Origin of the sequence: Bacteroides sp. 2_2_4 (assembly GCF_000157055.1) — a bacterium.
Lineage (GTDB): Bacteria > Bacteroidota > Bacteroidia > Bacteroidales > Bacteroidaceae > Bacteroides > Bacteroides ovatus.
The window spans coordinates 363652-377409 of record NZ_EQ973356.1 but is presented as its reverse complement, the minus strand read 5'-3'; the positions used below and the strand labels follow the sequence as shown (position 1 = coordinate 377409).

The 13758-nt window shown below is 45.5% G+C and carries 11 protein-coding genes, 2 tRNA genes and 1 pseudogene; 7 read left to right on the top strand and 7 right to left on the bottom strand.

The features are described from left to right. Positions 1 to 53 precede the first annotated feature (53 nt). Both BSCG_RS22690 and BSCG_RS22695 read left to right on the top strand, forming a co-directional pair. On the top strand, positions 54 to 356 hold the full coding sequence (locus BSCG_RS22690; protein ID WP_049703407.1) for a type II toxin-antitoxin system RelE/ParE family toxin: 303 nt from the start codon (positions 54 to 56) through the stop codon (positions 354 to 356). Beyond that, complete coding sequence (locus BSCG_RS22695; RefSeq protein ID WP_008774978.1) at positions 322 to 624, top strand: helix-turn-helix domain-containing protein; 303 nt, start codon at positions 322 to 324, stop codon at positions 622 to 624. The genes BSCG_RS22690 and BSCG_RS22695 overlap by 35 nt, the downstream gene beginning before the upstream one ends. 238 nt (positions 625 to 862) lie before the next feature. Here the strand turns inward: BSCG_RS22695 and BSCG_RS22700 are convergent, their stop codons facing one another. Both BSCG_RS22700 and BSCG_RS22705 read right to left on the bottom strand, forming a co-directional pair. Beyond that, complete coding sequence (locus BSCG_RS22700; RefSeq protein WP_008774976.1) at positions 863 to 2980, bottom strand: BT4734/BF3469 family protein; 2118 nt, start codon at positions 2978 to 2980, stop codon at positions 863 to 865. An 87-nt stretch (positions 2981 to 3067) separates the two neighbouring features. Then, positions 3068 to 3298: a DUF4248 domain-containing protein gene (locus BSCG_RS22705; protein ID WP_004305834.1), complete on the bottom strand. Its 231-nt coding sequence runs from the start codon at positions 3296 to 3298 to the stop codon at positions 3068 to 3070. A gap of 193 nt (positions 3299 to 3491) precedes the next feature. On the opposite strand from BSCG_RS22705, the gene BSCG_RS22710 reads away from it, so the two are divergent. Genes BSCG_RS22710 through BSCG_RS22720 form a run of 3 tightly spaced genes read left to right on the top strand, consistent with a single transcriptional unit; the run spans position 3492 to position 4616 of the window. Continuing rightward, positions 3492 to 3995 carry an HU family DNA-binding protein gene (locus BSCG_RS22710; RefSeq protein WP_004305836.1) on the top strand — a complete coding sequence of 168 codons (504 nt, stop codon included), beginning with the start codon at positions 3492 to 3494 and terminating at the stop codon, positions 3993 to 3995. Beyond that, positions 3992 to 4183 (top strand): hypothetical protein, encoded by a 192-nt coding sequence (locus BSCG_RS22715; RefSeq protein ID WP_004302306.1) that lies wholly within the window; start codon positions 3992 to 3994, stop codon positions 4181 to 4183. Before BSCG_RS22710 ends, BSCG_RS22715 begins: the two co-directional genes overlap by 4 nt. Then, complete coding sequence (locus BSCG_RS22720; RefSeq protein WP_008774975.1) at positions 4170 to 4616, top strand: N-acetylmuramoyl-L-alanine amidase; 447 nt, start codon at positions 4170 to 4172, stop codon at positions 4614 to 4616. Before BSCG_RS22715 ends, BSCG_RS22720 begins: the two co-directional genes overlap by 14 nt. Before the next feature lie 71 nt (positions 4617 to 4687). Here BSCG_RS22720 and pflA read toward each other — a convergent pair whose 3' ends face one another. The 3 genes and pseudogenes from pflA to BSCG_RS22735 all read right to left on the bottom strand — a co-directional run bounded on the left by pflA (position 4688) and on the right by BSCG_RS22735 (position 10932). After that, complete coding sequence (gene pflA / locus BSCG_RS22725) at positions 4688 to 5416, bottom strand: pyruvate formate-lyase-activating protein (protein WP_004308786.1); 729 nt, start codon at positions 5414 to 5416, stop codon at positions 4688 to 4690. Between the two features lie 15 nt (positions 5417 to 5431). Continuing rightward, the gene (pflB, locus tag BSCG_RS22730; RefSeq protein ID WP_008774974.1) at positions 5432 to 7660 is read right to left on the bottom strand and encodes a formate C-acetyltransferase; all 2229 of its coding nucleotides are present in this window, start codon (positions 7658 to 7660) and stop codon (positions 5432 to 5434) included. A 153-nt stretch (positions 7661 to 7813) separates the two neighbouring features. Continuing rightward, positions 7814 to 10932: pseudogene (locus BSCG_RS22735) on the bottom strand (response regulator). Between the two features lie 245 nt (positions 10933 to 11177). Between BSCG_RS22735 and BSCG_RS22740 the strand changes: the two are divergent. Together BSCG_RS22740 and BSCG_RS22745 are read left to right on the top strand one after the other, a co-directional pair. Further along, a tRNA-Ser gene (locus tag BSCG_RS22740) sits at positions 11178 to 11262 on the top strand. Positions 11263 to 11327: 65 nt separating this feature from the next. Next, positions 11328 to 11415: transfer RNA gene (locus BSCG_RS22745), tRNA-Ser, on the top strand. Positions 11416 to 11494: 79 nt separating this feature from the next. Here BSCG_RS22745 and nuoE read toward each other — a convergent pair. Together nuoE and BSCG_RS22755 are read right to left on the bottom strand one after the other, a co-directional pair. Beyond that, positions 11495 to 11971, bottom strand: a complete 477-nt coding sequence (gene nuoE, locus BSCG_RS22750; protein WP_008021615.1) for an NADH-quinone oxidoreductase subunit NuoE — start codon at positions 11969 to 11971, stop codon at positions 11495 to 11497. A gap of 18 nt (positions 11972 to 11989) precedes the next feature. After that, positions 11990 to 13756: an NADH-dependent [FeFe] hydrogenase, group A6 gene (locus BSCG_RS22755; RefSeq protein ID WP_008774972.1), complete on the bottom strand. Its 1767-nt coding sequence runs from the start codon at positions 13754 to 13756 to the stop codon at positions 11990 to 11992. Between the last annotated feature and the right edge of the window lie 2 nt (positions 13757 to 13758).

Sequence of the window (13758 nt, the reverse complement as noted above, 5' to 3'; positions counted from 1 at the left end):
ATGGAAAGCCTCAACGTAACCTCCGTACATACGGAGGTTACGTTGAGGCTTTCATGGAGACTTTAACCGAAAAGGAACAAGATAAAATCCAGTATGGACTACTCTTGTTGAAAACACAAGAAAGACTCTCCACTAAATTTGTAAAATTTGTTCAGGACGGAGTTTTTGAACTTCGTACAGAATATAATGGTAATATATACCGGGTATTTTTCATATTTGATGATGGAAATATTGTAGTGTTGTTTAATGGCTTTCAAAAGAAGTCGCAAAAAACACCGGGTAGTGAAATAGATAAAGCATTAAAAATAAAGGAGGAATATTATGCAGATAAACAATCATCAAATAGTAGATTATGACGCTGTTCTTGGTGCGAAATTTGGAGCAGAAGGTACTCCCGAACGTGCGGAAGCAGAAGAAAAAGCGTATGCTTTCTATACCGGGCAAATTATCGAAGACGCAAGGAAAAAGGCTAAGATTACTCAAGCAGAATTAGCCCGGCGTATCGGTTCCGACCGTTCTTATATTTCAAGAGTGGAAAGTGGTCAGACAGAACCTAAGGTTTCTACCTTCTATCGCATCATGAATGCGTTAGGTTGTAGGATCGAATTTTCGATGTCTTTATAAAAAGCGATTAAAAAAAACATGGTGGGAAATTTGAAAAAGATAACTGTCTTTTTCAAATTTCCCACCGTTTTTTTGAGGAAGAAAAAGGAAAAGGTGAGGGTAGGTGAGGGTAAATTTCTAACATTCGTATTTTTTTTTAGAAGAAAATAGAAGAATAGAAATAAGAAATATAAAAATGAAAAGTTGCAAAAGTACCCTCACCAACCCTCACCTTTTTGCGTGCGAAGGAGATGAAATCTTATTCATATAGCCTGTTTGATTTCACCTGTTCCGTATCAATAATGAATACAGTGTATCTTCTCCCGTTTTTTCCCTTATGAAATTCGAAGCCGTGTTTGGACATCACTTTTCCTAGTTGGGCTTTGGTTCCGTGAGAATATTGATACCCCGTCCGTTCGCGAATCAATTCCGCAATTTCAGTGACCGTCAGATAATGCACCTTTTCGAAACGTTCCGGTTTGCGGATATGTGTCAACACCAGTTCTTCTTCCGGTGAGTGGAAAATGAAATCCTCGTTGTTCTCTTCAATCCGTGAGTTTTCCGACTGGGTGAACCAATACTGATACCCCGGCTTGTTGAGTAGATACTTGATTTGTGCATACAATTGCGTGTAGTTTATTTTGATAAACTCCATCGAGTCGACATGAAAGCAGAGAAAACGGCGGTTACCTGTGGTGTCGTGAAGCACTTCCTGGTAATTGCATGTGCCGGCAAAAGAAGCCGTGTGAGGGAAGTTCTGTGAACGCCGCGCGTATGGCAGGCGGATGCTGATTACTTTGCGGGTAACCAAATCCTTGAAGATATTCAGTTCCCGTCCGTTCATCCCTTCAAACTCATCCAGATTGATAAGCATCGCCTGCGCTATTTTGGCCAGATCATCCTTGTTGTTCGGGTTGATAAGACCGGTAGAAAGATAGGCGCGCAATTCGGGCGGCAGCAGGTTGTTGATAAACGTAGTCTTTCCGATGTTCTGTATTTCGCTGCAAAGCAACAAAACAGTGTGGTTCACCACATCGTCTTGTGTGGCGGCAGCGCACATTCCCACCAGATAACGTTCCAGACATTCTACCCAAAATTTCTGGTGACTAGTATGCACGCTGTTGGCAAGGATACCGATATAATCCGTTCCGTCCCATTCAGGCAGCGAGTCTAAATATTCGCGAATAGGATGGTAAGTGCTGCTGAAGTCGGAGTAGATCAGATTTTGAATTGTTTTGACGGTGCACGAATAGCCTAGTTCGTTCATCTCCATCCAAATGCTGTTTTCCATCATTTCGTCGAGAATATGGAAAGGTTCCGGTTGCTCCGTGTCCGTTTTCCTTCTGCGATATTCCATGATATGAAGCACTTCGTTGTAGCGTGTATCGTAATTTTCTTTGATATGTTGCTCAATCTGTAATATTCGCTTCTGCGTACTATTCAGCTTGCGGGTGTCGAATTCCTCATTGTGTCCGTAAGCACTCCCGATCAGTGCGTCCATTTCATCCGCGGGAAGATCGGTGAACTGGCTCTTGATAAAAGCTGCCGCCTCTTCCTGGGGGACACCGTAGCGATTGTACATACAAGCCAGGCAATGCAGGTAGTTGTTCCGGTTGCCGGTGACGTACTTTTCGGATTTATTGTGATAATAGTTCAGAGTCACCATTAAGGAAGCGTGCGAGGAATGGTAGTTGAGTGCCACTTGTTCGGTGAGGGGATTGTTGTCTGGTGCTGTCGTCTTTTTCTTTTTGCCGGATGCCCTTTTCTTCTTTTGAGACTTGAAGAACATCGGTGGCTGTTCCACGATGACAGCTGTGGCATCGGGATTGAAATAAATATCCGGATCGTAAGAGAACAGGCAAGTGCGGCTGACATCCTGTCCGGAAGTGTCGACCTCAACTCCGCAGAGCTGGGCATAAAAGGAAGCGATTTTGTGATAAGCGGCATGATGGAAATCTTCAATTTCCTGAATCGTTTCGGGCAATGTCCCGTCCGTCCGGCATACACGTACCACGATTTTCAGTCCCATTCCTTTGGGACTGATGAAAGCGATGCGGGTGTGGGCACACTTTTTTGCCAGTGCGAGGATGCGTGCCAATGCTTCCTGTGTCTGATGGTCGATGTCTACCACGATGTATCCCAGATACTTGACGAGAGTTGCGTTTGAACGTCCTCCCCGGTAGTTGGCTGAAAAGGTGATTTCCGGTAGTTCTATTTTCTTTTCGTTTGCTGCTTTCTCGCCTTGTTCCGCGAAGATTCGGCGCACGTCCTCCACTGTTTCCCGGTATGTGCCGTTGCTGATGGCCGATACGATTTCTTCTTCTGTCATTTCGGCTATGACGCGGTAAAAGTCTTGAAAGATGGTAAAATGCTCCATGTTGGTTTGTTCTTTTTAATTTGCGGTTGCAAAGAAATTTGTTTGTAAAATAATAGAATGGAACTTTTCGTTTTTTTGATTAAGTTCCTAGGGTTCTCCCAAATAGCGTATGATCGTTGCCACTTGCCGGGGAGAGAGAAGGCGGTTGCGGGCACGATAGCCTTCTTGTTCGAGTTCTTGCAGGAGCGGAAGGTTGTAGACAATCCAACGACGTAGTATTTGTAAGGCTACTTTGAGGCATACGTTGGGGTTGTAAAGATGAGCTAGTTCCGACTTTTTATAAGTGCGGATATGAAACGGCTGATCCGGATAATACATGATGAATGATGTTTGGTTTATGCTATAAAGTTACTGAAAATTAATGGTTTATTAAAAGAATAACGTCATTATTATTCATAGAATATCAGGAAACTTCGTTGGGGAATCCGGAGGGTGAAAAATGTGTTATCTTTATGTCGTTAACAAATAAGGAACGCGCTCGAAATGTATGAAAATTTAAAATTATTTTATTATGGCAATGACAGTAACTTATTCAGTAGTGCCGCGCAAGAATCCTGCCAAAAAGGATGAGTCGGCAAAGTATTACGCGCAGGCACAGGCTTCGGGAGAGTTGGATTTTGAAGAGTTGTGCGAGGGAATCACCAGTCGGTCTACCTGTACGGAGACAGATGTGCGTGCCGCCATTTCGGGTATTCTTTATGAGGCGAAGCGTGCGTTGAAAGCGGGAAGAATAGTCCGGCTGGGTGATTTGGGCAGTTTGCAGATCGGGTTGAACAGTGAAGGAGCTGTGTCGGTCAAGGAGTTTTCAAGTTCGCTGATTACGGCTGCCCATATTATTTTCCGTCCCGGAAAGACGTTGGCGGACATCACGAAGATTCTTAGCTACCAGCAAGTAACGACGCGTGCGGTGGCCCAAACGGGCGGTAGCGGCAATGAAGGAGAAGACGATGACAAAGGTTCCGGTGGCGGTTCAGACGGTGGTGGAAGCGGAGAAGCTCCGGATCCGGCAGCATGATAACTTTAATATTAGATCAAATGAAAGAAATTGTAACTAAGATTTTGGATGTAATCATGTTCCTTGTGCCTTTCTTCGGAAAAAGAAAGCGGAACAGAATTGTGAGAGAGGTGCGCTTCAATGCTACCCATAAGGAAGTGTGTAATGTGAAAACGACGGAAAGGGAGAAGGACGATGAGAAAGATTAGTCTGATTGTGATTCACTGCTCTGCTACCCGTGTCGATCGCGACTTCACGGCGAAGGATGTGGACACTGCCCATCGCTTTCGGGGCTTTTCGTGTTGGGGGTATCATTATTATATCCGCAAGTCGGGACAGATAGAACCGATGAGGGATGAAGATACGGTGGGTGCTCATGCACGCGGTTTTAATGCGATTAGTTTAGGGGTGTGCTATGAAGGCGGGCTGGATGAGAACGGAAAGGCAGCGGATACACGTACTTCCCGCCAGAAAGAGGCGATGCATCGTCTGGTAAGCGAGTTGTTGCAGCGTTATCCGGATGCAAAGGTGGTCGGTCACCGGGACTTGAGCCCTGACACCAACTACAACGGAATTGTAGACCCCTGGGAACGGATCAAAGAATGTCCCTGTTTTGAGGTGATTGAAGAATTTGAGAGTTGAGAATGGAGAGTTGAGAGTTGGCTGCGCACTGTTATACTGCATAGTTAACTCTCAATTCTCAACTTCTTCAACTAATTGACCACCACAGTAGTGAAATACTCTTTAAATACCTCCGCGGCTTTTTCAAGTTGTTCGGGGGTATTTTCTTTTACGTCTTTCAGTTTGTATTCCTGCTCCATCGCTTCATACTTATGTACGCCTAATGTATGATAAGGCAGGATTTCCACTCGTTGCACCATCTTATATTTTCCCAGAGCCTCTCCTAAACGGCGGATGTCTTCTTCGAAATCGCTGTATCCGGGCACTAATACATAACGCAGCCAGAAAGGTTTCTCGTTTTCTTCCAGCCATGCTGCCGTGCGGATGGTTTGCTCGTTACTTCTTCCGGTCAGTGCCTGATGGCGTGCCGGATTGAACTCTTTAATATCCAGCAATACAAGATCCGTCAGTTTGAAAAGTTCTTCTACTTCTTCGTTCCAGATACCGCCGTTGCTGTCTATGCATACATGTATTCCCTTTTCTTTCAGTTCACGCACCAGGGGAACCAGTGCTTTGGCCTGAAACGTAGGTTCTCCTCCGGAGAAAGTGACTCCTCCGCGTTTCCCGAAAAAAGGACGTTGGCTCATAGCCATGCGGACGATTTCTTCCGGTGGGGTAGGTGTACCTCCTTTTCCGGCTATCGTGTCGGGATTGGCACAATACAGGCAGCGGAAATTGCATCCTTGAAGAAAAACGACGAGCCGTAAGCCCGGCCCGTCGAATGTTCCCATACTTTCGTATGAATGTACGTTTATCGTCATATTGAGTAGATCTGATTACATACGTTCGTGGAAGCTACGGCTGATTACTTCCAATTGATGTTCGCGGCTCAACTTCACGAAGTTTACGGCATAACCGGAAACACGGATGGTAAGCTGCGGATATTTTTCCGGATGCTCCATGGCGTCGTAAAGCATCTCACGGTTCAGCACATTTACGTTCAAGTGGTGAGCGCCTTTGGTGAAGTAACCATCCATCATTGTCACCAGATTTTCTACGCGATCCTCTTCAGTAGCTCCCAGTGATTTCGGAACGATGGAGAAGGTGTTGCTGATACCGTCTTGTGAGTCGCGGTAACGCAATTTCGCTACGGAACTCAAAGAGGCGATAGCACCGTTCTTGTCACGTCCGTGCATCGGGTTGGCTCCCGGAGCAAAAGCGACACCTTTGGCGCGTCCGTCGGGAGTAGCACCTGTTTTCTTGCCATACATCACGTTGGAAGTGATGGTGAGCAAAGACAGAGTAGGACGGGCATTTTTGTAAACCGGAAGTTTCTTCAATTCTTCGCTGAAGAAATAGACCAGGTCAACACCCAGGTGGTCTACCTTGTCGTTGTCATTACCGAAGCAAGGGAATTCGCCTTGAATATCGAAACCTTCTGTCAGACCGATGTCATTGCGGCGTGCAGTCACTTTGGCATATTTGATGGCCGACAGTGAATCGAGGGCGATAGAAAGTCCGGCTACACCGTAAGCAAGGTTGATGCGCGGGTTGGTATCTACAAGAGCCATTTGGGCTTTTTCGTAGTAATACTTATCATGCATATAATGGATGATGTTCATCGCTTCGTTGTAAACACGGGCGATTTCTGTCAATACCTTCTTGTAGTTGCTCATTACTTCTTCGAAGTTCAGTGTGTCGCTGGTTAGTACGGGGATGTTTTTCACCATTACCGTGCCGGTGTTTTCGCAACGTCCGCCGTTGATGGCAAGCAGCAGGGCTTTAGCCAGGTTGCAACGTGCGCCGAAGAACTGGATTTGTTTTCCGATTTCCTGATAAGATACGCAGCACGCGATTCCGTAGTCGTCAGACTGGCGTACTTCACGCATCAGGTCGTCGTTTTCATATTGGATGGAAGAAGTGTCGATAGATACTTTTGCGCAGAATTCTTTGAATCCTTCCGGCAGTTCCGAGCTCCACAATACAGTCAGGTTCGGTTCCGGTGAAGGGCCGAGGTTGTAGAGTGTTTGCAGGAAGCGGAAAGAAGTCTTTGTCACCTTGGTGCGTCCGTCGTTGAGGCGTCCGCCCAGAGATTCGGTTACCCATGTCGGGTCGCCGGCAAAGATGTCGTTGTAAGATTGCATACGCAGGTGGCGCACCATACGCAGTTTGATGACAAACTGGTCGATCAGCTCCTGTGCGAAAGATTCTGTGATGGTTCCTTTGCTCAATTCATATTCCATATAAATGTCGAGGAACGAAGAGACGTTACCTAGTGACATGGCAGCACCGTCTTGTTCTTTTACGGCAGCAAGGTAAGCCATGTACACCCATTGTACTGCTTCTTGTGCGGTGTAGGCAGGACGGCTCAAGTCGAGTCCGTAGTATTCGCCCATTACCTTCATGTCCTTCAATGCCTTGATTTGCTCTGCCACTTCTTCGCGCAGGCGGATGCGGGCTTCGGTCATCGGACCGGTAAGGTTACGCAAATCTTCTTTTTTTGCCTCAATCAGTCGGTCGATACCATAGAGAGCCATACGGCGGTAGTCGCCGATGATACGTCCGCGGGCATAGTTGTCAGGAAGTCCGGTGAGGAATCCCAGAGAACGGAACGAACGGATTTCTTCGGTATATACGTCAAATACTCCGTCATTGTGCGTCTTGCGGTAGTGAGTGAATATATCTTTTACACGGTCGTCCACTTCCACGCCGTTTTCATGGCAGGCTTTGCTCACCACGTTGATACCTCCGAAAGGTTTGATTGCACGTTTCAGAAGTTCGTCTGTTTGCAGACCGACGATCAGTTCGTTTTCTTTGTCGATATATCCGGCTTTATGAGAAGTGATGGTTGAGACGGTGACATTATCCAGTGAGCGTACTCCGTTATTGGCTCTTTCTTCTGCCAGTGCTTCGAGGCAGCGGTTCCATACAGCTTTAGTGCGTTCGGTAGGTCCTTCGAGGAAAGAAGCATCTCCATAATACGGAGTGATGTTGTGACTAACGAAATCTCTTACGTTGATTTCTGTGCTCCAAAGACCGTCTTTAAAGATCTTATTTAATTCCATAAATGATAAAATTAGAGGTTGTAGTTATCCTTTTCTTTAGAGCGCACAAAGTTACAACGTTTTTTCATATAATCAGCATAAATATGCTCTATTTTATGCTTTTCAACATAAAATACCTAGATATTGCTATTCTTTGGAAATGACTTCTTATGGCTACATAAAAGTGATATGTTTCATCAGTATGGATGAAATTTGTCCTTTCAGTTGATTGGCGTTAATTGGCTTAGGCATATAAGCGTCAAATCCGTTTTCCATCACTCTCTGCTCGTCCGAGGCATAGGCAAAAGCCGTGACGGCTATGATGGGAACCCGTTGGGAGTATTTGCGTATTTCTTTGGTAGCCTCGTATCCGTCCATCACTGGCATGTTGATGTCCATCAGGATAAGCTGCGGATTGTGCTCTTTAAACAAGGTTACTGCTTCTTCTCCATTCCAGGCATGTACTAAGTTGTAGTCTTTCTTGAGGATGGACTCTATCAAACGGTAGTTGCTGCTATGGTCTTCTGCCACCAGAATACAGATTTTCTGCTTCTTGATTTTAACAGGTTCTTCTGCTGCTTCCTGTTGCGGTGCTTGAAGCGTAGGATGGTAAGAGAGAGTGAACCAGAATGTAGATCCTTTGCCTGTTTTTGAATGTACGCCGATTTCACCTCCCATCTGCTGGATGAGGGTTTGGCAAATGGAAAGTCCCAGGCCTGTGCCTTGTACAAAGCTGTTCAGCTTGACGAAGCGTCCGAAAACACTTTCTTGCTTGTCTTCTGAAATACCGCATCCGGTATCGGTCACATAGAAATAAAGTATCTCTTTTTCGCGTATTTCATAGCCGAAATGTATGCTACCTGTTTCTGTGAATTTGATGGCGTTTGTTACCAAATTGATGATGATTTGTGAAATTCGGTTACGTTCGGCATGAATATAACATTCCGGTTGCGGAGTTGTGAGTGTAAGCGTGACTTCTCTGTCGGGGGATAGTTTTAGGCGTAACGACTGTTCCAGCTCTTCCATTACCTTGTTTAGTTCGAAGTCTGTATAGAGAAAGTCCATAGTACCGGCTTCAATCTTCGAGAGGTCGAGAATATCGCTGATGAGTTGTAAAAGCAAGGTGTTATTGTTTTCGATGATGCTGACATACTCTCGTTTTTCCTCCTCCTCTTCGGTGGATGCCAATATTCCGGAAAATCCGACAATGGCGTTGAGCGGTGTGCGGATTTCGTGGCTCATGTTGGCAAGGAAAGCAGATTTCAAACGGTTGGATTCTTCTGCCCGGTTCTTGGCGGAAATCAAATCAATTTCCATATTCTTCCGGTCGGTGATGGTTAGAGAAGAACCTATCAGAGTTTCGGCTGTCCGTTTTCGTCATAACTGTCTATTGCGATCTGGGTCTCTATCCAGTCTATTCGTTTCGCTCCATTCACATTATTGAGAACGCGATATTCCAATTTGGCTTTTTTGCAGTGTCCCGTTATGAAATTGGTGCATATTTCTTTCACTTTAGGGAGGTCTTCTGCGTGTATTTTTGCGAAATACTGTTCGTCGGACATGGATAGTTGTTCGTCGTTTATTTCTTGATTCTCGTTGCTTAGTGCCTTGTTTACATCATAATGGATGGTATGTGTCTTTAAATCCCATTTCCAAGGGATGATATTGGCTATGTCGAGTGCCATAGACAGTTTGTGATTGATGGAACGCATTTGCATTTGGGCATGATGCAACTCTGTACTGTCCATGCAGAATACGTCCATGAAGCGTCCGTCATTACTGGCATTTACTACTACGTCGTAGAAAGTGTCTATCTCTTTATAATAATAAGAAAAGGTAATGGAACGTTTTTCCTTTAAAGCGATATTCATGAAATGCAGAAATTGTGGCAGTGATTCTGGGAATATTTCACTTCCCCGCTTACCGATAATTTGGTGCTTTTCGAAGAATTTCTTTTCGAAATGCTTGTTTACGTCTACATACATCGTGTCTACAATCCGCCCGTCATCATTCTTTATAAGTTCTTCCACCATGTAGAGGATAGGCATGTTGTTGATAATATTATAATATTTACCGGTGCTTTCCAGTTCTTTGTGTTGGATACGCTTCATCTTTTCGAGTACACGCACGCGATGGTACTGGAAAAATAGTAATAATAGAATAACTAGGCAGGCGATTCCAATAATTGTGTATTCGTATTTCTCCCAAAAGGTGGGAGGAGCGTTATAGAAGATCGTATTATCGGGACAACGTTTCGGGTCGAGGTTGCGCTGAATTAAGGATTGATAATTAAATATGGGTGTTGCATCCTCGGCATGATAGATTGGGGTGTAACGTGGTTGCTGTCCGTGGAGTATATCCTTGATGGTCTTTAGCATCCGGTCGATATACTTCTTTTCATTATAGATATAGCCGCCTACGATTCCCCCTTCTTCCTGTATTCCTACTTTTCTGAATGAGAACAAAGGGACAGGCGAAGTGGCTATGATGCGGTGTGAGTTGGTGGTCATCACAAGGTTGTCTTCATAGTCTTTTCTACGTAGCCAGGAAGAAAATATAAGTCCGGTAGTACGTGGATTCTGTTGATTAAGAATTGCGAAGAGACTGTCGGTGGAAGTGTCTTCTGCCGAGATAAGCTGATAATCCAGTTCCGGGTATTTTTCTTTGATAATAGTTGAGAGGTCATAATTGTTTTGCTGGCACATATAGGTACCGTCAGCTATATAAATCACCTTCTTCATTTGAGGAATGAGTTGTTTCATAAGTTGCAGGTTTTCCTCCATGTAGAGTTTTGCATGCATCATGGTCAGGTTCATTGTCTTTTGCAGGTCGCTGATTGGAATCCGCTGTTGTGGAGTGAGTGGGTGAGCCTCAATGATGAGACTGTCGGGCCCCGTGTAGTCTCGTTCACCACATAACAACATGGGAATGTCCGGCCATATCTTATTCAGGTTATCGCAAAATACGAAACTGGCATTTCCTATAAATACCACCATTTTAGGAGTGTATTGGGGAAGCTTCTCACATATACCTTCTTCAAACTTCTCTACATTTACCGAATTCTTCTGCACTGCAAACATTTTCAAGTTGATGGTATAAACTCCTATGGTGCTGTCTTGTGAGGCCATCGTAACGATGGGAGTAATGAAACTGTTACTCCATGGGTTAGAATCAGCATAAGCACTAATAATCAGAATATGTTTTATATTTTTTTCGGGCAGGTTGCCAGCCGATAAAAAGGAATGTGTGAGCAGGCAAAGAAAAAGAATACTTACCTTAAATATACTTCTCATGTTGTTTTTCGCTTATAATATGTTTATTTTGCCGTGAAAACAGGGCGAAGATATGCATAAAAAGCAAATATACAAAAGAAATATGAGAATAAATTTGCGAGCGGTAAATAGACTACTTTCACGGTCTTCATCGTTTATGCAGAAAATATTTCCGAATTTTTTGTCTTAAAAATATTTGCGTATTAAAAAAAGAGTTGTACCTTTGCACCGCTTTTAACAAAAAGCACTTCTGATAAAGAAGTTTTGGAGAGGTGGCAGAGTGGTCGATTGCGGCGGTCTTGAAAACCGTTGTACCGCGAGGTACCCGGGGTTCGAATCCCTGTCTCTCCGCTAGAAAGCAGCTTTTTGCTGCTTTCTGTTTTTATAGAGAGTTGTTCTCTAGTTGGTAATTATAAGGAGAGGTGCTCGAGTGGTTGAAGAGGCACGCCTGGAAAGCGTGTATACCCCTAAAGGGTATCACGAGTTCGAATCTCGTTCTCTCCGCTTTTTTGTTTGTTGTTAAAAAAATGTTTGAAAGCGGCTGCCTTGATTTTTCAAAGTAGCCGCTTTTTATTCCGGACATTTATTCCAACTCCTCGATAATCTTCTTCACATCTATCGGTTGCAATCTTCCGTACACTTTCTCGCCAATCATCACTACCGGAGCCAGTCCGCAGGCACCTACGCAGCGCAGGCAGTCCAATGAGAATTTTCCATCCGGTGTGGTTTCGCCGACTTCGATGCCTAGTACGCGTTTGAATTCTTCGAGCAACTTCTCGGAGCCGCGCACGTAACATGCCGTACCCATGCAGACGGAGATGGGATGTTTCCCTTTCGGGGTCATGGTGAAGAAGGTATAGAAGGTGACCACTCCATATACTTTCGATACGGGGATATTGAGTTTGGAAGCGATGATGCGTTGCATCTCTTCGGGCAGGTAGCCGTGCAGGTGTTGCGCTTCGTGCAAAATATTGATTAGTTCGCCCGGGTTGTTTCCGTGCTTGTCGCAAATCGTTCGGACTTGTTCTGCCACATCGCAGGCTAGTTTTATATCTGACATAATACTCTTCGTTTAAAGTTAATCCATAGATTTGTTGAAATAGTGCGTGTGCAATAGCGTTTCCGATATCTCGCCCAGTGGTTTGCCGAGATATTCTTCGTACAAGGTCTTGATGTACGGATTCTCGTGCGATTTGCGCAAAGGCTTGTTGGCGTCTTCGCGGTAGAGTGCGTTGGCGCGTGCATACAATATTTCCGAGTTGCCATGATGCAACGGCTGTCCGCCTCCTCCGATGCAACCTCCGGGGCAAGCCATAATTTCGATTACATGATATTCGTTGTGCCCGTTCCGTATGTCTTCCAATAGATGGCGGGCGTTGCCTAGTCCGTGTGCGATGCCTACTTTTAATTCAAATCCGTTTAGGTTGATGGTAGCACGCCGGACACCGTTAAGTCCGCGTACTTGTTCGAAGTTTACATTTTTCAGAGATTCTCCGGTATAGATTTCATAAACAGAACGGAGGGCGGCTTCCATTACACCACCTGTTGTACCGAAAATAACGCCGGCACCGGTCGACTCACCCATAGGGTTGTCAAACGGGCTGTCCAGTACCAGCGGGAAGCCGATATTGGCGCGTTTAATCAGTCGTGCCAGTTCGCGGGTGGAAATAGAATAATCTACGTCGGGAATACCGTTCACTTTAAATTCATCGCGGGCACATTCATACTTCTTTGCCAGACAGGGCATGATGGATACAACTACCAGCTTTTCTCTGGGAATTCCCATCTTTTCCGCCCAATAGGATTTGGCGATAGAACCGAACATTTGTTGCGGTGAACGGGCGGTGGATGGAATGTCCAGCATATCCGGGAAGTGATGTTCGAAGAAGTTCACCCATGCCGGACAGCAGGAGGTCAGGATAGGTAACCGTACGGACTTATCTCCGTTGAGATAGCGCGTCAGACGGTTTAGTATTTCCGATCCTTCTTCCATGATGGTGAGGTCGGCGGCAAAGTCAGTATCGAATACATAGTCGAATCCCAGTTCACGCAGGGCATAAACCATTTTTCCGGTTACCAGTGTGCCGGGAGGAAAACCGAATTCTTCGCCCAGGGCAGCACGTACGGCAGGGGCTGTTTGCACAATCACCACTTTATCCGGGTTGGCTAAGTCGTCGAGCAGACGGTTCGTATAATCGCGTTCGGTCAGTGCACCCACCGGACAGACAGCTACGCATTGTCCGCAATAGGTACATTCGCTTTCCGTCATCATCCGGTCAAAGGCAGGGGCTATCGTCGTGTTGAATCCGCGACGGATGGCACCGAGCGCACCGACTGTCTGAACATCGTTGCAGACACTTTCGCAGCGGCGACAGAAAATACATTTATCCATGTTGCGCACGATGGAGGCAGTGATTTCCCGCTTGCGGGGAGAGAGCTCGCCTCCATTGAAAGGCATTTCGCGGATATTAAAGCGTAGCGCTAATGTCTGAAGTTCGCAATTGCCACATTTGGGGCAGGTGAGACAGTCGTTGGGATGATCCGACAGGATAAGTTCGGCTACCACTTTGCGTGCGTTCATCACACGTAGCGTACTGGTTTTCACTACCATTCCTTCCGTGCAACGGGTAGCGCAGGCAGGAGCCAGATTGCGGCGTCCTATAACCTCGACCACGCAGATGCGACAGGAAGCAGGATTGTTCTTTATGCAGGTGCCTTTCAGGTCGATGTGACATAGGGTCGGTATGTTGATGCCGATTTTCGTGGCGGCTTCAAGGATGGTACTTCCTTCGGGGACGGTGATGAAATGACCGTCTATCTGGAGTGTGATTTGTTTATCTTCCATAG

Excerpts from the sequence above, each read along its gene's own strand:
- BSCG_RS22690 (WP_049703407.1), top strand. The coding sequence starts at position 54 with ATGGAGACTTTAACCGAAAAGGAACAAGATAAAATCCAGTATGGACTA.
- BSCG_RS22695 (WP_008774978.1), top strand. The coding sequence starts at position 322 with ATGCAGATAAACAATCATCAAATAGTAGATTATGACGCTGTTCTTGGT.
- BSCG_RS22700 (WP_008774976.1), bottom strand. The coding sequence starts at position 2,980 with ATGGAGCATTTTACCATCTTTCAAGACTTTTACCGCGTCATAGCCGAA.
- BSCG_RS22705 (WP_004305834.1), bottom strand. The coding sequence starts at position 3,298 with ATGTATTATCCGGATCAGCCGTTTCATATCCGCACTTATAAAAAGTCG.
- BSCG_RS22710 (WP_004305836.1), top strand. The coding sequence starts at position 3,492 with ATGGCAATGACAGTAACTTATTCAGTAGTGCCGCGCAAGAATCCTGCC.
- BSCG_RS22715 (WP_004302306.1), top strand. The coding sequence starts at position 3,992 with ATGATAACTTTAATATTAGATCAAATGAAAGAAATTGTAACTAAGATT.
- BSCG_RS22720 (WP_008774975.1), top strand. The coding sequence starts at position 4,170 with ATGAGAAAGATTAGTCTGATTGTGATTCACTGCTCTGCTACCCGTGTC.
- pflA (WP_004308786.1), bottom strand. The coding sequence starts at position 5,416 with ATGACGATAAACGTACATTCATACGAAAGTATGGGAACATTCGACGGG.
- pflB (WP_008774974.1), bottom strand. The coding sequence starts at position 7,660 with ATGGAATTAAATAAGATCTTTAAAGACGGTCTTTGGAGCACAGAAATC.
- nuoE (WP_008021615.1), bottom strand. The coding sequence starts at position 11,971 with ATGTCAGATATAAAACTAGCCTGCGATGTGGCAGAACAAGTCCGAACG.
- BSCG_RS22755 (WP_008774972.1), bottom strand. The coding sequence starts at position 13,756 with ATGGAAGATAAACAAATCACACTCCAGATAGACGGTCATTTCATCACC.